The following is a 19,016-nucleotide window of genomic DNA, read 5'->3' on the forward strand; positions in this document are numbered from 1 at the left end:
ACGGACGCCATACGGGTACGCGCGCGTCCACCGGCCCACTCCGCGAGGCCCGGACGTCGGTGCCCGAACCGGTCGGCCGGGCACACTGTCGACAGGTCCTCGGACTGGACACGCGCACAGCCGCAATTGGGCAGGAATACGCACGTGTACACCGTTGCGGGACAGTTCCGGATTCGCACCGGATTCCCCTGCGGCGACAGCGAGCATGAGCATACATCTAGTGTTGGGCACTGGAAGCACCCCCACATGTTGTGTCGTGACGGCAATTGAGCGCCCTGCGGCGGTACGCGGCCGTACGTCCGGCCGCGCCGCCGGAGCCCGCGAACGGGCCCGATCCCTGTCCGCGCAAGGGATGTCAGCAGCACCGGAACCCCTGCCGGGGGTCCGCCTCCTGCCGGTCCGTACGCATCCGCTCGAACTCCCTCCGCGTCGGCACCGGCGCCTGCGGCCGTTCCTTGCGCAGGTGCGCGACATGGCGGTCGTACGCCGACTCGTCGGTCAGCTCCCGCAGATACCAGCGCACGGCCCTAAACGCCCGTCGGAGCGACCGCATCGCGCGCCTCCTCCTTCTCCTCCCTGGTCGGGAACAGCCCGGCCGGAGCGACGATCTTCGACTCGACGTACGGCGCCTCGCTCAGCGTGGACAGCGCCGGGCGGCGCACGTGCCGGACGCAGACCCGGGCCGCGTCCGCGATCACCACGACGATCAGCAGGGCCAGTACGGCGGCCAGGACGCCGTCCACCGTCGAGTTGGTGACGATGGTGTGCATGTCGTCCATGCTCTTGGCCGGGGGCAGGACCTTCCCGGCGTCGATGCCGTCCTGGTAGACGGACCGCTGCGTGAAGAAGCCGACGCGCGGATCGCCGGAGAACACCTTCTGCCAGCTGGCCGTCAGGGTCACCGTCGCGTCCCAGAGGAGCGGAACCCCGGTGATCCAGGCCCACTTGAGGCGCCCGGACTTCACCAGCAGCGTCGTGCAGACCGCGAGGGCGACCGCCGCGAGCAGTTGGTTGGAGATGCCGAAGATCGGGAAGAGCTGGTTGATCCCGCCGAGCGGCTCGTGCACACCGACCCAGAGGAAGTAGCCCCAGAGCGCGCACACGACCGCGCTGGTGATGACCAGCCCGGGCTTCCAACTGATGTTCCTGAAGGGCTTGTAGAGGTTGCCCAGCATGTCCTGGAGCATGAACCGGCCCACGCGCGTGCCCGCGTCCAGCGCGGTCAGGATGAACAGCGCCTCGAACATGATCGCGAAGTGATACCAGAACGCCCGCAGCCCGTCCCCGGTCACCTTGGCGAAGATCTCCGAGACCCCGACCGCGAGGGTCGGCGCACCGCCCGTACGCGACAACAGGCTTGCCTCCTCGACCTGTTCGGCGGCCTTGGCGAGCGCGTCCGGCGAGATCGTGTACCCGAAGTTCGCGACGGCCTCCGACGCCGACTGCACGCTGGTGCCGATGACCCCGGCGGGCGCGTTCATGGCGAAGTACAGCCCCGGGTCGATGACGGAGGCGGCGATCAGCGCCATCACGGCGACGGACGACTCCATCAGCATGGATCCGTACCCGATCATCCGGACCTGCGTCTCCTTCTGGATCATCTTCGGCGTCGTACCGGACGAGATGAGCGAGTGGAAGCCGGACAGGGCCCCGCAGGCGATCGTGATGAACACGAACGGGAAGAGCGAACCCGCGAAGACGGGCCCGTCACCGCGCGAGGCGAAGTCGGTGACCGGGTCCATCCTGAGCGTGGGCAGCGTGACGATCACACCGAGCGCCAGCAGCGCGATCGTGCCGATCTTCATGAACGTCGAGAGGTAGTCGCGCGGGGCCAGCAGCATCCACACGGGCAGGATCGACGCGATGAACCCGTACGCCACCAGCCAGACGACCAGCGTCGAGGGCGCGAGGGTGAAGGTGTCGGCCCACGACGACTCGGCGACCCAGCGCCCGGCGACCAGCGCGAGCAGCAGCAGCCCCACACCGATCAGCGAGACCTCGGTGACCCGCCCCGGCCGCAGTACTCGTAGATAGAAGCCCATCAGCAGGGCGATGGGGATGGTCATCCCGATGGAGAAGGTCCCCCAGGGCGAGGCGGCGAGGGCGTTCACGACGACCAGCGCCAGCACACCGAGGAGGATGATCATGATGGCGAACGCGGCGACCAGCGCCGCCGCCCCGCCGAACGGCCCGATCTCCTCCCGGGCCATCTGCCCGAGCGAACGTCCGTCGCGCCGGGTGGAGAAGAACAGTACGACCATGTCCTGCACGGCACCCGCGAAGATGACGCCCACGACGATCCAGATCGTGCCGGGTAAGTACCCCATCTGCGCGGCCAGCACGGGCCCGACCAGCGGCCCGGCGCCCGCGATGGCGGCGAAGTGGTGACCGAGCAGTACGCGCCGGTCGGTCGGATGGAAGTCGATGCCGTTGTCGAGGCGTTCGGCGGGGGTGGCCCGCGTCCTGTCGACCTTCAGAACCCTGTAGGCGATGAACTTCGAGTAGAAGCGATAGGCGATGGCGTACGAGCCGAGGGCCGCCGCGACCATCCAGACGGCCGACACTTCCTCCCCACGCGCCAGCGCGAGCACGGACCAGCCGCTCGCGCCCACCAGCGCGACGAGGGTCCAGATGACGATGGTTCGAGCGTTCGCAGTGCGCACCGGGTCGTCCTCCCGTCCATGCGATGAGGGAAGGACGGTAGTGCGGGACGGGACACAGCGCTACACCGCGTACGTGCGCTGCAGGCTTTTAGGGGCGCGAGGAACTGCGCGAGCAACCACAACGAGCCCGCACTCGCCCAAGCACAGCAAGCCCCCTACTCAATAGGCCGCTTGAGCCGAGCCACGAACTTGTACCGATCCCCCCGATAAACAGACCGCACCCACTCCACAGGCAACCCGTCCTTGTCCAACGAGTGCCGGGACAGCATCAACATCGGCAACCCCACATCCGTACCGAGCAACCCCGCCTCACGAGGCGTCGCCAGAGACGTCTCGATCGTCTCCTCCGCCTCCGCGAGATGCACGTCGTACACCTCGGCCAGAGCCGTGTACAGGGACGTGTACTTCACAAGTGACCGCCGCAGAGCGGGAAACCGCTTCGCCGAGAGATGCGTGGTCTCTATGGCCATCGGCTCGCCGTTCGCCATCCGCAGCCGCTCGATCCGCAGCACCCGCCCGCCCGCCGTGATGTCGAGCAACTGGGCGAGCGTGTCGTCGGCCGTGATGTACCCGATGTCCAGGAGCTGTGAGGTCGGTTCGAGCCCCTGGGCCCGCATGTCCTCGGTGTACGAGGTCAGTTGCAGCGCCTGCGAGACCTTCGGCTTGGCGACGAACGTGCCCTTGCCCTGGATGCGTTCCAGCCGGCCCTCGACGACCAGTTCCTGGAGGGCCTGGCGGACGGTCGTGCGGGAGGTGTCGAACTCCGCCGCCAGTGTGCGCTCGGGCGGGACCGGCGTGCCGGGCGCCTGGGTCTCCGTCATGTCGAGCAGATGCTTCTTCAGCCGGTAGTACTTGGGCACGCGCGCGGTACGGACGGTAGCCCCACCCTCGTTCTCCGCACTGCTCACGTCGGTGCTCATGCTCCGCCTTCCCGGCTACTGGTGCTGCTGAGACCGGCATCCCGCCGGTCCAAGCCCACATCGTGACACGGCTCACGCGGCGATTGACCTGTGAATGGTCTCCACGAGCCCCCGCGCGCTCCGTGATCCCCTCTGTATACCTTCACGCCCCTCGCTGGTCTAGTCCACCGCGAGGAATCCCGAACCCGCGCCCCGGCCCATCGCTCCACCGAAGTGGTCTACCTCGAACCGGACACGTGTGCAGGGTATTTCCGCCACCTTCTTACTTAAAGGTTCCTGCATATGTAGGTCGCATAACGGCTGGTCAGAGATGTTCACGCACTCTTGACACGCAGTTTGGTCTGAGCCAAGCTCCGCCTACTGGTCTACACCATTGGTCCAGGTCCCTGAGGAGGGTGGCGTGAAGCGCAAGCTGATAGCCGCGATCGGTATCGCGGGCATGATGGTCTCCATCGCGGCATGCGGGGACAGTGACAGCGGCAGCTCGGACAAGACCGGCGCTGACGCCAAGGAACTGACCGTCTGGCTGACCGTGGACGCGCAGAACAACTGGCCCGAGCTGGTGAAGGCCGCCGACGCCGCGATCGTGAAGAAGCACCCCGGCATCAAGATCAACCACGAGTACTACGGCTGGCCCGACAAGAACGCCAAGCTCGACGCCGTCCTCGCCACCGACAAGGCCCCCGACGTCGTCGAGATGGGCAACACCGAGATGCTCGGCTACATGGTCAAGGGCGCCTTCGCCCCCGTCGACCCGGCCAAGTTCGAGAACTCCGCCAACTGGCTCGACGGCCTCAAGGCCTCCGTCACCTACGAGGGCAAGACGTACGGCGTCCCGTACTACGCCGGTGGCCGCGTCGCCAACTGGCGCAAGGACGTGGCCGCTTCGGTCGGCGTCACGTCGACGCCGAAGACGTACGCCGAACTCACCTCCGCCCTGGACAAGATCCAGAAGAAGGAGGGCGACAAGTACAACGCCTGGTACCAGCCCACCCGCGACTGGTACGCCGCCATGTCCTTCGTCTACGACGCCGGCGGCGCGATCGCCGAGGAGTCGGGCGGCCAGTGGAAGGCGACCCTCTCCTCGCCGGAGTCCGTCAAGGGCCTCACCGAGTTCAAGAACGTCATCGACAAGTACATGCACGGTGACAAGACCAAGGACGAGTCCGACCGTTACATCGTCTACGGCCAGGGCAAGACCAGCATGATCTTCGCCGCCGCCTGGGAGGGCGCCACCGCCGAGGCGCCGGAGAACGACAAGACCGGCAAGCTCAAGGGCAACCTGGAGAACTTCGTCATGCCCGGCCCGTCCGGCAAGAACATGCCGGTGTTCCTGGGCGGGTCCGACCTCGCCGTCCCGGTGAAGTCGAAGGCCCAGACGGTGGCCGCGGAGTGGATCAACGCCTACACCGGGGCCAGCGGCCAGAAGGGCCTGATGGCCAAGGGCAACCTGCCCAACAACAAGACCGACCTCGCCACCCTGAAGAACGACCCGGCGACGGCGGTCCCGGCCACGGCGGCCGAGTCCAACTGGTTCGTGCCGATGGCACCGGGCTGGGGCCAGGTCGAGAAGGCCCAGATCCTCCAGACGATGCTGCAGAGCATCGGCACCGGCAAGAAGACGGTCGAGGAGGCCGCGAAGGAAGCGGACGCGGCGATCGACAAGGTCATCAACGTCGAGTAGTAGCGCGCCGAGGCGGGGCCCTGACACGGAGAGGGCCCCGCTCGCCCGCCACACCACGCACGTGGGACGACCGCAACGACCGTACGACCTGAGGGACCGCTGAGGAGCGCGCGGATGAGTGCCGCTGATACGACCACCCCTGCCAAACTGCCGCCGGAGACACGGCAGGCGCCACCGTCACCGCCGGCCGGTGGCCCGGACGCCCCACGGAGAAAGCGGACGGCCATGGGTGCCGCCGCGGTCCCGTGGGCCCTGCTGGCCCCCTGTCTGCTGATCCTCGCGCTGGTCCTCGGCTATCCCCTCGTCCGACTGGTCGCCCTGTCCTTCCAGAAGTTCGGGCAGTCCCAGCTGTGGGGCTTCCAGCCCGCCGACTGGGTGGGCCTCGCCAACTTCACCGCCGTGCTCGGCGACGGCGAGTTCTGGGACGTCGTCGTCCGCACGATCGTCTTCGCCGTCGGCTGCGTCGTCTTCACGATGGTCGTCGGCATGCTGATCGCGCTGCTGCTCCAGCGGGTCAGCGGCTGGATGAAGACGCTCATCAACATCGTCCTGGTGGCCAGTTGGGGCATGCCGATCATCGTCGCGACCACCGTCTTCAAGTGGCTGTTCGACTCCGACTACGGCATCGTCAACGCGCTGCTGAGCAGGCTGCCCGGCGTCGAGATGATCGGCCACAACTGGTTCGCGAGCGGACCGCAGGGCCTCGCCGTCATCATGCTGCTCGTGGTCTGGGGCGCGGTGCCCTTCGTGGTCATCACGCTCGGCGCCGGTCTCACCCAGGTCCCGAAGGAACTGGAGGAGGCGGCCCGGCTGGACGGCGCGGGCGCCTGGGGCGTCTTCCGTTACGTCACGCTCCCCATCCTCAAGCCGATCATCGTGATGCTCACGACCCTGTCGGTCATCTGGGACATGGGCGTCTTCCCCCAGGTCTTCGTGATGCGCGGCGGCCACCCCGAGGCCGAGTTCCAGCTCCTGACCACCTACTCCTACGACCGCGCCTTCGCCGTCAACGACTACGCCCAGGGATCGGCGATCGCCCTGCTCACCGTGGTGCTGCTGCTTGGCGTCGTCGCCGTGTACATGCGCCAGATGCTGAAGATCGGAGAGGTCGAATGAGCGGCCTGAGCGCGACAGCCCCCGCCGTGCCCCGGAAGGCCGAAGGGAGCCGGAAGCCCCGGAAGTCGAAGGCCGGCTGGAACCTGCTGGGCCTGCTCGTCTTCCTGTCGACCGGCTTCCCGGTCTACTGGATGCTGAACACGGCGATCAAACCGGCGAAGGACGCGATCGACCCCGACCCGAGCCTGCTCCCGACCGGCTTCACCCTCGACAACTTCCGGCGCGCGCTGAACATCGCTGACTTCTGGGGCCCGGTCGGCCGCAGCCTCGTCGTGTCCCTCACGGTCGTCGTGATCGGCATCGTCGTAGGCATGCTCGCGGCCTTGGCGATCTCGCGTTTCGCCTTCCGTGGCCGAAAGGTCGTCATCGTCGGCATTTTGGCCGTGCAGATGGTCCCCCTGGTCGCGATGATCATCCCCGTGTTCCTGCTCCTGAACGACCTCGGCCAGTACGACCGGCTGACCGGCCTGATCATCACCTACCTCACCTTCATCCTGCCGTTCACGGTGTGGACCCTGCGCGGTTTCATCGTCAACATCCCGAAGGAACTGGAGGAGGCGGCGATGGTCGACGGCTGCTCCCGCACCACCGCCTTCATCCGCGTGGTCTTCCCGCTGCTGGCCCCCGGCCTGGTCGCCACCTCGGTCTACGGCTTCATCCAGGCCTGGAACGAGTACCTCTACGCCCTGATGCTGATGAGCCAGAAGAACCAGACCGCCACCGTCTGGCTCGGCAACTTCACCACCAAGCACGGCACCGAGTACGCCCCGATGATGGCCGGTTCCACGATGATGGCCGTGCCGATCGTCGTCCTCTTCCTCCTAGTCCAGCGCAAGATGGCCGCGGGTCTGACCGCGGGCGCCGTGAAGGGATAACCCGACCCGATGACGACACTCGCCCGGCGCCCCGACACACTGACCCGCGACGCCCTCACCGTCCTCCAGCCCGGCTTCCCCGGCACCACCGCCCCCGACTGGCTGCTCCGCCGCCTCGGCGAAGGCCTCGCCTCGGTGGGCCTGTTCGGCCGCAACATCGCATCCCCGGCCCAACTGTCCGCCCTCACCGCCCAGTTGCGCGCCGAGCGCGACGACGTCCTGGTCGCGATCGACGAGGAGGGCGGCGACGTCACCCGCCTGGAGGTCCGCACCGGCTCCTCCGTCCCCGGCAACCACGCCCTGGGCGCGATCGACGACGTCCGGCTGACCCGCGAGGTGGCACAGGAACTCGGCCACCGCCTCCGCACCTGCGGCGTGAACCTCAACTGGGCCCCCTCCGCCGACGTCAACTCCAACCCGGCCAACCCCGTCATCGGCGTCCGCTCCTTCGGCGCCGACCCGGAGCTGGTCGCCCGGCACACCGCCGCCTACGTCACCGGCCTCCAGTCGGCCGGTGTGGCCGCCTGCACGAAGCACTTCCCGGGCCACGGAGACACCTCGGTCGACTCCCACCACGCCCTCCCGCGCATCGACGCGAGCCGCGCGGTCGTCCTGGACCGCGAACTCGCCCCCTTCCGCGCGGCGATCGCCGCCGGCACCAGGGCGGTGATGAGCGCCCACATCCTGATCCCGGCCCTGGACCCGGACCGCCCGGCCACCCTCTCCCACCCGGTCCTCACGGACCTCCTGCGCGGCGAACTGGGCTACACGGGCCTGATCGTCACCGACGGCATGGAGATGCAGGCCATCGCGGGCACCTACGGCATCGAACGCGGCAGCGTCCTCGCCATCGCGGCGGGCGCCGACGCCATCTGCGTGGGCGGCGGCCTCAAGGACGACGAGACGGTACGCAGCCTGCGCGACGCCCTGATCGAGGCGGTCCGCACCGGCGAACTCCCGGAGGAGCGCCTGGCGGACGCGGCGGAACGCGTCCGCACCCTGGCCCGCTGGGCGGCAGCGCCCCCGCAGTCCGCCGACTCCGGCAAGGCACCCACGGACGTCGGCCTGACAGCGGCCCGCCGTGCCCTGAAGGCAACACACGCCACGCCCTACGAGCCCCTACGGGAACCCCCGTACGTGGCGGCCTTCACCCCCGTGGCGAACTTCGCCGTAGGCAACGAGACCCCCTGGGGAGTGGCAGCCGAGCTGGCACGCCTCCTCCCCGGCACCCGCACGGGCACCCACACAGGCGAGACAGCGGCAGAGACAGCCCTGACCGAAGCGGGCGAGAGCCGCATCGTCGCAGTGGTCCGAGACGAACACCGCCACCCCTGGATGAAGACGGCCCTGGACACCCTCCTGGCAGCCCGCCCCGACACGATCGTGGTGGAAATGGGCGTCCCCCAGTCACCTCCGAGAGGCGCCCTCCACCTGGCAACTCACGGCGCGGCGAGGGTCTGCGGCCAGGCAGCGGCAGAATTCATCGCAGGGGAGTAGAGCGCCCGTTAGGGGCGCGGGGCTGTGTCTATTTGCGGCTCCGCAGCGGGGCGCGACCAGCCACAGCGAACCCGCGCCCAACAAACAACCGAACCCGGCAAACGCTCAGATCCCTCTAGATCCCTTGCCACGCAGGCTTGTTGACAAAGGTATGCCGAAAATAATCCGCATGCTTCAACTTGGCAGCCGCCCCCTCATCGACAACCACCGTCGCATGCGCATGCAACTGCAGCGCCGACGCGGGGCACACCGCGGCAACCGGCCCCTCCACAGTCGCCGCCACCGCATCCGCCTTGCCCTCACCCGTGGCGAGCAGCACCAGATGCCGGGCCTCAAGAATCGTCCCGATACCCTGCGTGATCACGTGATGCGGAACCTGCCCGATGTCCCCGTCGAAGAACCGCGCGTTGTCGACCCGGGTCTGCTCGGTCAGCGTCTTGATCCGCGTCCGTGACGCGAGCGACGAGCACGGCTCGTTGAACCCGATGTGCCCGTCGGTCCCGATCCCCAGCAACTGGAGGTCGACCCCGCCGGCCTCGGCCAGCGCCCGGTCGTACGCCTCGCACGCACCCCGTACGTCCTCGGCGGTCCCGTCGGGCCCGAAGAACGCGTCCATCCCGATCCCGAGCGGCTCCAGCACCTCGCGCCGCAGCACCGAGCGGTACGACTCCGGATGCTCGGCCGGCAGCCCCACGTACTCGTCGAGCTGGGCTATGCGCGCCCGGGACACGTCCACCGCGCCGGCCGCCACCTGGGCCGCGAGCGCCTGGTAGATGGGCAGCGGGGTCGAGCCGGTGGCGACGCCGAGCAGGGCGGTCGGCTTGTCCAGCAGCAGCTGTGCCATGGCCCCGGCGATCAGCTCGCCGCCGGCCTTGGCGTCCGGAACGATGACAACTTCCACGCTGGGCCTGCCGATCTGGAGTGTGCCGTGTGGTTTAGACCAATCTAACAGACCGGGGTTACGGCGGAAATTGACCTGACGATCCGCCCCCGCACAGGAATCAACAAGGCTAGGCTGCACAGTGGACGCTTGGATGTCCGACTAGTTCTTTCGGGTGGCCATCGGGTGTCCGATGCGCTCGTGAAAGCACAGCGGCGAACACTCTTCAACGCATGGACACGGCCTGGTGGTCTAGTCCACAATGCGTGGAGAGACGTACGACCAGAACCTAGAACCTCCGTCTTCCCCGCACAGGAAGACGGATCGAGGAACCGGGGCTCTCTGCCCTGACTGCGCCGGCTCCTCATCCATCGGCCGACCGGGACCGCACAGCCCTCGGCCGTTGCTGCTCCGGGCTGCGGTGCCGGGAGGGTTGAGGGTCCCTCTCAGGCGCCGCGGCCCGCGGGTGTCTCCGGGCTCCTTTCGCGGTTCCGGGCCCCTTTCCCGCCGTCCCGCCAGCCACGGTTTCCGGCCATGTCCGAACCGGCGGGTACGCTCGCATCCGTGCCCTCCATGAACGAACTCGTACGCCAGCACACCGCGCTCAGCGACTCCGACCTGGAGTGGCTGCATCTGCTGGTGTCGGAGTGGCAGCTGCTCTCCGACCTCTCCTTCGCCGACCTCGTCCTGTGGGTCCCCACGCGCGACGGCACCCGCTATGTCTCGGTCGCCCAGATGCGGCCCAACACCGGCCCGACCTCCTACCAGGACGACATGGTCGGCCACCTCGTCCCCCGTGGCCGCCGCCCCCTGCTGGACGCCGCGCTGGACGAGGGCCGGATCGTGCGCGAGGGCGACCCGGAATGGCGTGAAGAGGTCCCTGTCCGGGTCGAGTCGATCCCCGTCCGCCGGGAAGGCCGCGTCCTCGGGGTCATCGCCCGCAACACCAACCTCCTCACCGTCCGCACCCCGAGCCGCCTCGAACTGACGTATCTCCAGAGCGCCTCCGACCTGGCCCAGATGATCGCCGCCGGATCGTTCCCCTTCTCCAACCAGGTCGTCGACATGGACGCCTCACCGCGCGTCGGCGACGGACTGATCAGGCTCGACGCGGACGGCGTCGTCCAGTACGCCTCGCCGAACGCGCTGTCCGCGTACCACCGCCTCGGCCTCGCCGCCGACCTCGTCGGCCACCACCTGGGCATGACCACCGCGGAACTCGCCCCCACCCGGGGCCCGGTGGACGAGGCGCTCGCCAAGGTCGCCAGCGGCTGGGCGCCGCGCGAGTTCGAGATCGAGTCCGGTGACGGGGTCATCCAGTTCCGGGCGATCCCCCTCAAACCCAAGGGCACCCGCATCGGTTCGCTCGTGCTGCTCCGGGACGTCACCGAACTGCGCCGCCGCGAGCGCGAGTTGATCACCAAGGACGCGACCATCCGGGAGATCCACCACCGGGTCAAGAACAACCTCCAGACGGTGGCCGCCCTGTTGCGCCTCCAGGCCCGGCGCATCGACTCCGAGCGCGGGCGCGAGGCCCTGGAGGAGGCCGTACGGCGGGTCGGGTCGATCGCGATCGTGCACGAGACGCTCTCCCAGAACCTGGACGAACGCGTCGAGTTCGACGAGATCGCCGACCGAGTCCTCGCGATGGTCTCCGAGATCTCGCCGGGCACGGTCACCGTCCGGCGCAGCGGGCGCTTCGGCATCCTGGACGCGGAGGTCGCCACCCCGCTCTCCATGGTGCTGACCGAGATCCTGCAGAACGCCCTGGAACACGGCTTCGGCCCGGGCGAGACCGGCACGGTCGAGGTCTCCGCGGTCCGCGGCGGCAGCAGCAAGGAGGCCCGCCTCCTCGTCACCGTCCAGGACGACGGCGTGGGCCTCCCCGAGGGCTTCGACCCGCACCGCTCGGGCAACCTCGGCCTGCAGATCGTACGGACCCTGGTGGAAGGCGAGTTGGGCGGTACGTTCGACATGGTGCCGGCGCCCGAGCGGGGCACGCAGGTGATCCTCGACGTCCCGGTGCGCGCCAACAAGTAGTCCTCGTACGGCGATCGGGGTGCGGGGACCCGGGCGCAGCGATGAGCCCCGGACCATGGAATGATCCGGGGCTCATGTGCTTGTTCGTGTGCGTTGCTATGCGCATCGGGGGTACTGCGCGCTGCGGCTCGGGGGCGGGAGATGCGTACTCGCTGTACGCGCCGCCAAGCTCAGGCTGTTACGGGGTGGGTTGTCAGGCGGTTGCCTGGCGGGCCCGGTTGCGGGCGGCGCGGCGCTTCATGGCGCGGCGCTCGTCCTCGCTGAGACCACCCCAGACGCCGGAGTCCTGGCCGGACTCAAGCGCCCACTGCAGACACTGCTCCATGACGGGGCAGCGGCGGCAGACGGCCTTGGCTTCCTCGATCTGCAGCAGCGCAGGACCGGTGTTGCCGATGGGGAAGAAGAGCTCGGGGTCTTCCTCGCGGCAAACGGCGTTGTGACGCCAGTCCATGGCTGCTACCTCTCCTTGGTATTACATGCACGTTGCTTGTGAATGTGAACGCTTTCACGAATCCCTCAACAAGTGAAGGGCCGATCATCAGACGGACTGATGTGGTCCTGTGAAGTGAGGAGGGGTTCTGGCTCTCTGTGGTGGCCGGTGTTGCGGGCCGTCCCGAGCGCCACGTAGAGACTCGCAAACCTCAGCGGCGGATACAACCCCTACCGGAAAGTTTTTTTTGATTCCTCGGTGTCGGCTCGGTCACAGCCGTACTTCCATGGGGTGGACCCTGGTCTAAACGTTCGAGTGGAAGGACTTTAGCCCGTTCCGCTCACACAATCACACGCAGTGCACGGCGTACGCCTGTGAACGTCACGCTCGTTCGCAGTCCGAGGTGGTCGCCGTCCATCTGGAGGGGCAGAGGCACCTTCGAATGCAAGGTGAAGTCCGTCAGGTCGTGCAGGGAGGTCGCATGCCTGCCATGGGGTCCCCGCTCGGGGGACGAAGTGAGCAACTGCATCCCATATCGGGCAAGCGCGGCGGTCGACATGCGGCTCAGACCGAGTACGTCGAGCCCGGTATCGAACGAGGCCTTAGGTGACGCGTACACCGGGCGATTGCCGAGAAACGTCCAAGGGGACGTGTTGCAGACTATGGACAGAACGAGATCGGTAACGGGGTCCGCGCCCGGTTGTTCCAGGGTGATCGTGCCGTGCCGGCGATTCGCCTCTCCCAGGAATTGGCGCGCGGCCTGACGCAGGTAAAGGGAATGTGTGGATTTCCTGCCGCGTTCGCGCTGCTGTTCCACCCGGCCGATCACACCGGCGTCGAATCCCAGCCCGGCGCAGAACGTGAACCAGCGCTCCGGCACGGACTCGTCCTCGGTCCCCGGCGTCCCCTTCGCCACCCCGAGACCCACCGTGCGCTCCCGTTCCTCGCGCAGGGCGTCCAGCAGGACGCCGGTGGCCTCCACGGCGTCGTTGGGCAGACCGAGGGCGCGGGCGAAGACGTTCGTGGAGCCGCCGGGGACCACCGCGAGGCCGGGCAGCCGGTCCGGGTCGGGGCCGTTGTGCAGGAGCCCGTTCACGACCTCGTTGACCGTGCCGTCGCCGCCGAGGGCGACGACCAGATCGATGTCCTTGCTCTCCGCGGCCTGCCGTCCGAGGTCACGTGCGTGCCCCCGGTACTCGGTGGTGACCGCCTCCAGCTTCATCTCGCTCGCGAGAGCGTGGGTCAGCACATCGCGCGTACGTGCGCTTGTGGTGGTAGCTGCCGGATTGACCACGAGAAGTGCACGCATGCGATGCAGGGTACCTACTCGGTGGTACTCGGCCCAGGGCAGGTTAGGGATCAGTAAGAGTCGGAGGGTGTGAACGGGGGGCTCGGTGTTTGGCTGCGGGTGCGTTGTGGCTGGTCGCGCAGTTCCCCGCGCCCCTTTGGGGCGCGTCCGAGTGCCGTCGTACCCCAGCGATACCCTTCTTGGGTGAGCGTTGAGCGGAACTCTGCCCCGGAAGCCCCCGAATCTGCGGGGCCGCGGCCCCTGCGGCTGACCCTCGCCGCCGTGCTTGCCGGGGTGGAGGGGCTTGGGCTGGTTGTCGGCGGAGTCTTCATCCTCGTCATGGGGATCGCGGGCGACGCGGACGACCGGCAGCAGGCCGTCACCGGGGGCGTCACGCTGATCGTGCTCGCACTGCTGCCGCTGCTTGCCGCGCGTGGGCTGCTGGGGCGGCGGAGCTGGAGCCGGGGGCCCGCGGTCATCACGCAGATCATGGCGCTGCCCGTGGCCTACAACCTGCTGCGGGCCGACAGCATGGCCATTCCGGGCGGGATCGTGCTCGGGGTCGTGGCGGTCACCGCGCTGGTGCTGCTGGTCAACCAGGAGACGACCCGGGCCCTCGGGATCCGTGGGCCCGGCCGGGCGTCGGAATGACTGCGGAACAGCGGCGGAACGACCGCTGAGGTCTGTTCCTCTGCCGAGGTCTACTCCTCGACGAGCAGCTTCTCGCGCAGCTGGGCCAGGGTCCTGGCCAGCAGGCGGGAGACGTGCATCTGGGAGATGCCGACCTCCTGCGCGATCTGCGACTGCGTCATGTTGCCGAAGAAGCGCAGCAGCAGGATCCGCTTCTCGCGGGGCGGCAGATCCTCCAGCAGCGGTTTGAGCGACTCGCGGTACTCGACGCCCTCCAGGGCCTCGTCGTACGCGCCCAGCGTGTCCGCCACCGCCGGGGACTCGTCGTCCGTGTCGGGGACGTCCAGGGACAGCGTGGAGTAGGCGTTCGCCGACTCCAGGCCCTCCAGGACCTCCTCCTCCGAGATGCCGAGCTTCTCGGCCAGCTCGTGGACCGTGGGGGAGCGGCCGTGCCGCTGGGACAGCTCCGCCGTCGCCGTGGTGAGCGACAGGCGCAGCTCCTGGAGCCTGCGCGGGACGCGGACCGCCCAGCCCTTGTCCCGGAAGTGCCGCTTGATCTCGCCGACGACCGTGGGGGTCGCGTATGTCGAGAACTCGACACCGCGGTCCGGGTCGAAGCGGTCGACCGACTTGATCAGGCCGATGGTCGCGACCTGGGTCAGGTCGTCCAGCGGCTCACCTCGGTTGCGGAAGCGGCGCGCGAGGTGCTCGACGAGCGGCAGGTGCATACGGACCAGCCGGTTGCGCAGCTCCGCGTACGCGGCACTGCCGTCCTCCAGCGCGCGCAGCTCGATGAACAGGGCGCGCGCTCCGCTGCGGTCCGTCGGGGAGTGCTGCGTGGCCTGCGCCGTCTGCTGTGCGCCCTGCGCGTCGTCTCGTTCGTGCTCGCTCATCGTCCCGCCCGTCGACCCTCCCTGGGTTCGAGCGTCGGCTCGAACAGGGGAGACCTCACTTGGCCCTTCCAGGGGCGCACTCTGCACGGCACCTTCCCGATCCAGCTGCCCGTCGTCCATGAAGCCGGCCTCCGAGGGGTCGTCCTCCGGGTGCGGCCGGGCCTGCTCGGGGATGCCGGAGACACCGGCGATGCCGGAAATGGCGTCCGCCGTGCCCCGCGGCCCGGCGGGGCCGCCGCTGCCCGCCGCGGGCAGCTCCCGTGTGCCGCGCTCTTCGTCCCGCACCGGCCCGTCCCCGTTCCTCACGCCGGCCCGGGTCCCGCGCCGCGCTTCTTGTAGAGACTGATCGACACGGTCTTGTCCTCGGCCACGGTCGAGTCGACCTGACCCGCGAGGGCCGACAGAACGGTCCAGGCGAAGGTGTCACGCGCGGGGGCGTGACCGTCCGTGGTCGGTGCCGAGACCGTGACCTCCAGGGAGTCGTCGATCAGCCGGAACACACAGCTGAGCACGGAGCCGGGCACGGCCTGCTGAAGCAGGATCGCGCAGGCCTCGTCCACTGCGATGCGCAGGTCCTCGATCTCGTCGAGGGTGAAGTCCAAACGGGCCGCGAGACCGGCCGTGGCCGTACGCAGCACCGACAGGTAGGCACCCGCGGCCGGCAGCCGGACTTCCACGAAGTCCTGGGTCGCGGGCTCGCCTGTGAACTGGGACACCCTCACCTCCAAGGTGGTACAAGCTCTTTCGGGGGCCGAGGGTCGCCCCCCCGGGGTAACGCGATACGTGGTTCAGCGGTGACGCTACCGCGCTCTCGACTTTCCTGTCCCCGGGACCCCAGCCCCTTGCTGTCACTCATAGTAAACATACGGATACGCACAGTGGCTAGGGGTTCTGCGGGCCCAATTGGGAACAACGAGCGCCGGGTTGACGTACCCAGACGTCAGACGGTCGAACCGTCCGGATCCAGGGTCACACGAGTACGCCTCCGGTCACCAATGCCCCTGCTCACAAGGGTGCGGGCGGGTGCGGGTCAGACGAGGACATGGTCGACGAAGCACCAGCGCCAGCTCTCACCGGGTTCGAAGGTGCGCATGATCGGGTGCCCGGTCTCCTTGTGGTGCGCCGTGGCGTGGCGCATCGGCGAGGAGTCGCAGCAGCCGACGTGGCCGCATTCCAGGCACAGGCGCAGCTGCACGGGGTGGGTACCGGCCGCCAGACACTCGGGGCAGGTCTCGCTCTTGGGCCCGGGCTCCGGGAGCGGCAGCGCGTCGGCATGCGTGCACTGTTTCATGATTGCCAGATTACGACGGCTGTGCGGAAAGCCGCGCGGAAAGCCGGAGCGCAGGGACAACAATGCCGGAGTGCACGGAGAGCAAGGTGCACCGGAACCAGGGTGGGCGGAGACGAGAGTGGGCCGAGACCGATGCATGTGATGCCACTGCTCCTGCTGGTCGCGGGCAGCGCGGCCATTGCCGCCGCGGCCCGCCGTACGCCGGTCCCGCCTCCGCTGATGCTGGTCGCGGCCGGACTGGTGTTCGCGTACGTCCCCGGGGTGCCCGACTACGCCCTGGACCCGCACATCGTCCTGCCGCTGATGCTGCCCCCGCTGCTGCACACGGCGGCCGTCGACAGCTCCTACCTCGATCTGCGCGCGCAACTGCGGCCCGTGGCACTGCTGTCGGTCGGCTATGTGCTCTTCGCGACCCTGGTCGTCGGCTGGGCCGCCTATCTGCTCGTGCCCGGGCTGCCGCTGACCGCCGCGCTGGTGCTGGGCGCGATCGTGGCCCCGCCGGACGCCGTCGCGGCGACGGCCGTCGCCCGCCGGGTCGGACTGCCCTCGCGGGTCACGACCATCCTCCAGGGCGAGTCCCTGGTGAACGACGCCACCGCGATCACCGCCTACCGCGTCGCCCTCGCGGCGGCCGTCGGGGAGGGCGCGACCTGGGCGGGCGGGATCGGCGAGTTCCTGCTCGCGGCGGTCGGCGGCATCGGGATCGGCCTGATCCTGATGATGCCGATCCACTGGCTGCGCACACACCTCAAGGAGGCGCTGCTCCAGAACACCCTCTCCCTGCTGATCCCGTTCGCGGCGTACGCGGTCGCCGAGGAGGTGCACGCCTCCGGGGTCCTCGCGGTGGTCGTCGTGGCGCTCTATCTGGGCCACCGCGCGTGGGAGGTCGATTTCGCGACCCGCCTCCAGGAGGAGGCGGTCTGGAAAATGGTTGCCTTCGTTCTCGAATCGGCTGTCTTCGCCCTGATCGGGCTCCAACTGCCGGTCGTCCTCGAAGGACTCGGGGCGTACGAGGGTGTCGACGCCGCCTGGTACGCGATCGCCGTCTTCGTCGTGGTCGTCGTCACCCGGTTCGCCTGGGTCTACCCCGGGACGTTCGTGCCCCGGCTGCTGTCGGCCCGGATCCGGGAACGCGAACCGAACCCGACCTGGAAGGGCGCGTTCGTCATCTCCTGGGCCGGGATGCGGGGTGTCGTCTCGCTGGCGATCGCCTTCTCGATCCCGCTCACGATGGAGGGCGGCGAGGAGTTCCCGGAGCGCAACCTGGTGCTCTTCCTGACCTTCACGACGGTCATCGGCACCCTGGTCGTCCAGGGGCTGACGCTCCCCCCGCTGATCCGCCTGCTGAAACTCCCCGGCCGGGACGCCCAGGCCGAGACCCTCGCGGAGGCGAACGCCCAGGCACAGGCGTCCAGAGCGGCGCAGAAACGCCTGGAGGCCCTCCTGGAGGACGAGCGCAACGCCCTGCCGCCCCCACTGGCCGACCGGCTGCGTTCGGTGCTGGAACGCCGCCAGAACGCCGTCTGGGAACGCCTGGGCTCGGTCAACCCCGTGACCGGCGAGACGGTGGACGACACCTACCGCCGGCTGTCGAGGGAGATGATCGGCGCGGAACGGGAGATGTTCGTACGGCTGCGGGACGGCCGCTACATCGACGACGAGATGCTGCGAACGCTGCTGCGCAGGCTGGACCTGGAGGAGGCGGCGGCGTTCCGCGAGACGGAGTGAACGGAGTGAGGCGGGCGACCGTCAGGGGAACGGGCGGCCGGTGACCACCGCCGCGAGGGTGGTGCCGGGCGCGAACGCGCCCTCCTCCGCGAGGGCGACAAGTCCGTACAGCATCTTGGCGACATAGAGACGTTCCACGGGTACGCCGTGCCGGGCCTCGAAGTCGTCGGCGAAGGCGTGCAGTTCGGGGGTGGTACGGGCGTAGCCCCCGAAGTGGAATCGGTGGTCGAGGCTCCAGGAGCCCCGGGGCCCGCCGAAGGCGTCGTCCTGGAGGGCCCGGATCTCGGTGTCCAGGAAACCGCCCTTGAGGACCGGGATGCCGAGGGCACGCTGGTCGGGGGCGAGTCCGGCGGCCAGCCCGGCGAGGGTGCCGCCGGTACCGCAGGCGACCGCGACGACGTCCGCGAGACCGCGCAACTCCTCGCCGAGGGCACGGCAGCCGCGCACGGCAAGGGAGTTGCTACCACCCTCGGGCACGACAAAGACGTCCTCGGCGTCGGCACCGATCTCCGCTCGGATGACGCCGAGGACGCCGGCTTCGGCCTTGCGTCGATAGACCGCCCGCTCGACGAAGTGCAGACGCATGCCGTTGGCGGTGCAGTGCGCGAGGGAGGAATTGAGGGGGCGGCCGGCGAGTTCGTGCCCCCGAACGACACCGAAGGTGGACAGCCCGAGGAGCCGGCCGGCGGCGGCGGTGGCACGGAGATGGTTGGAGTAGGCACCGCCGAAGGTGAGCACCGGACGACCGGCGGCGGCATCCAGGTTGGGCACGAGCTTGCGCCACTTGTTGCCGATGAGGTCCGGGTGAATGAGGTCGTCGCGCTTGAGGAGGAGCCGGAGGTGATGGCGACTGAAGCGGGGGTCGACGACCTCTTGAAGGGGACTGGAAAGGGGCACCAGCCCATTCTCAACTTTTCCTTCGCCCCCGCCGCCCCTACCCGTTCCCATCCTTCTGGGGGCTGCGCCCCCAGACCCCCGCAATCGCGCTGAACGCGCTCGTCCTCAAACGCCGGACGGGCTGGGAGTGCCGGCCGACGCTTGGGTTTTCAGCCCGTCCGGCGATTGAGGACAAAGCGGGGGT

Annotated in this window: 17 protein-coding genes and 1 riboswitch; of the genes, 7 read left to right on the top strand and 10 right to left on the bottom strand. The window is 68.8% G+C overall.

Features of this window, described 5'->3' with window-relative positions:
- Positions 1–73: 73 nt before the first annotated feature.
- Positions 74–213: riboswitch (cobalamin riboswitch) on the bottom strand.
- Positions 214–355: 142 nt separating this feature from the next.
- The 3 genes from CW359_RS41325 to CW359_RS41335 form a co-directional block, all read right to left on the bottom strand.
- A complete protein-coding gene (locus CW359_RS41325; RefSeq protein WP_105975406.1) occupies positions 356–553 on the bottom strand; it encodes a YbdD/YjiX family protein in 198 nt (65 codons plus the stop codon).
- Positions 528–2,663, bottom strand: coding sequence for a carbon starvation CstA family protein (locus CW359_RS41330; protein WP_105975407.1), 2,136 nt, complete (start codon positions 2,661–2,663; stop codon positions 528–530). Before CW359_RS41330 ends, CW359_RS41325 begins: the two co-directional genes overlap by 26 nt.
- A gap of 155 nt (positions 2,664–2,818) precedes the next feature.
- The gene (locus tag CW359_RS41335) at positions 2,819–3,583 is read right to left on the bottom strand and encodes a GntR family transcriptional regulator (RefSeq protein WP_105975408.1); all 765 of its coding nucleotides are present in this window, start codon (positions 3,581–3,583) and stop codon (positions 2,819–2,821) included.
- A gap of 400 nt (positions 3,584–3,983) precedes the next feature.
- Here CW359_RS41335 and CW359_RS41340 point away from each other — a divergent pair, with 400 nt between their 5' ends.
- From CW359_RS41340 to CW359_RS41355, 4 genes are all read left to right on the top strand, one after another.
- Positions 3,984–5,267, top strand: a complete 1,284-nt coding sequence (locus tag CW359_RS41340) for an extracellular solute-binding protein (RefSeq protein WP_105975409.1) — start codon at positions 3,984–3,986, stop codon at positions 5,265–5,267.
- A gap of 114 nt (positions 5,268–5,381) precedes the next feature.
- A complete protein-coding gene (locus CW359_RS41345; RefSeq protein ID WP_105975410.1) occupies positions 5,382–6,383 on the top strand; it encodes a carbohydrate ABC transporter permease in 1,002 nt (333 codons plus the stop codon).
- Entirely contained in the window at positions 6,380–7,258 is an 879-nt protein-coding gene (locus CW359_RS41350; protein ID WP_105975411.1) for a carbohydrate ABC transporter permease, read from the top strand. The genes CW359_RS41345 and CW359_RS41350 overlap by 4 nt, the downstream gene beginning before the upstream one ends.
- Before the next feature lie 9 nt (positions 7,259–7,267).
- Entirely contained in the window at positions 7,268–8,755 is a 1,488-nt protein-coding gene (locus CW359_RS41355) for a glycoside hydrolase family 3 protein (RefSeq protein WP_105975412.1), read from the top strand.
- Positions 8,756–8,870: 115 nt separating this feature from the next.
- Here the strand turns inward: CW359_RS41355 and nagB are convergent, their stop codons facing one another.
- Complete coding sequence (nagB, locus tag CW359_RS41360; protein ID WP_105975413.1) at positions 8,871–9,656, bottom strand: glucosamine-6-phosphate deaminase; 786 nt, start codon at positions 9,654–9,656, stop codon at positions 8,871–8,873.
- Between the two features lie 552 nt (positions 9,657–10,208).
- Here nagB and CW359_RS41365 point away from each other — a divergent pair.
- Positions 10,209–11,675, top strand: a complete 1,467-nt coding sequence (locus CW359_RS41365; protein ID WP_105975424.1) for a sensor histidine kinase — start codon at positions 10,209–10,211, stop codon at positions 11,673–11,675.
- Between the two features lie 193 nt (positions 11,676–11,868).
- On the opposite strand, the gene CW359_RS41370 is transcribed toward CW359_RS41365, so the two are convergent.
- Positions 11,869–12,126: a WhiB family transcriptional regulator gene (locus CW359_RS41370; protein WP_006380970.1), complete on the bottom strand. Its 258-nt coding sequence runs from the start codon at positions 12,124–12,126 to the stop codon at positions 11,869–11,871.
- Between the two features lie 319 nt (positions 12,127–12,445).
- Positions 12,446–13,414 (bottom strand): diacylglycerol/lipid kinase family protein, encoded by a 969-nt coding sequence (locus CW359_RS41375; RefSeq protein WP_105975414.1) that lies wholly within the window; start codon positions 13,412–13,414, stop codon positions 12,446–12,448.
- A gap of 183 nt (positions 13,415–13,597) precedes the next feature.
- Here CW359_RS41375 and CW359_RS41380 point away from each other — a divergent pair, with 183 nt between their 5' ends.
- Positions 13,598–14,044: a hypothetical protein gene (locus CW359_RS41380; RefSeq protein ID WP_105975415.1), complete on the top strand. Its 447-nt coding sequence runs from the start codon at positions 13,598–13,600 to the stop codon at positions 14,042–14,044.
- A 50-nt stretch (positions 14,045–14,094) separates the two neighbouring features.
- Here CW359_RS41380 and CW359_RS41385 read toward each other — a convergent pair whose 3' ends face one another.
- From CW359_RS41385 to CW359_RS41395, 3 genes are all read right to left on the bottom strand, one after another.
- On the bottom strand, positions 14,095–15,222 hold the full coding sequence (locus CW359_RS41385) for an RNA polymerase sigma factor SigF (protein ID WP_105975416.1): 1,128 nt from the start codon (positions 15,220–15,222) through the stop codon (positions 14,095–14,097).
- Positions 15,219–15,632 (bottom strand): ATP-binding protein, encoded by a 414-nt coding sequence (locus CW359_RS41390; protein WP_105975417.1) that lies wholly within the window; start codon positions 15,630–15,632, stop codon positions 15,219–15,221. Before CW359_RS41390 ends, CW359_RS41385 begins: the two co-directional genes overlap by 4 nt.
- Positions 15,633–15,946: 314 nt before the next feature.
- On the bottom strand, positions 15,947–16,207 hold the full coding sequence (locus CW359_RS41395) for a UBP-type zinc finger domain-containing protein (protein WP_105975418.1): 261 nt from the start codon (positions 16,205–16,207) through the stop codon (positions 15,947–15,949).
- Between the two features lie 132 nt (positions 16,208–16,339).
- On the opposite strand from CW359_RS41395, the gene CW359_RS41400 reads away from it, so the two are divergent.
- Positions 16,340–17,935, top strand: a complete 1,596-nt coding sequence (locus tag CW359_RS41400; RefSeq protein WP_105975419.1) for a Na+/H+ antiporter — start codon at positions 16,340–16,342, stop codon at positions 17,933–17,935.
- Positions 17,936–17,956: 21 nt separating this feature from the next.
- On the opposite strand, the gene CW359_RS41405 is transcribed toward CW359_RS41400, so the two are convergent.
- Positions 17,957–18,883: a 1-aminocyclopropane-1-carboxylate deaminase/D-cysteine desulfhydrase gene (locus CW359_RS41405; RefSeq protein WP_105975420.1), complete on the bottom strand. Its 927-nt coding sequence runs from the start codon at positions 18,881–18,883 to the stop codon at positions 17,957–17,959.
- Positions 18,884–19,016: the final 133 nt, after the last annotated feature.

The sequence above is a fragment of the Streptomyces geranii genome (assembly GCF_002954775.1).
GTDB lineage: Bacteria > Actinomycetota > Actinomycetes > Streptomycetales > Streptomycetaceae > Streptomyces > Streptomyces geranii.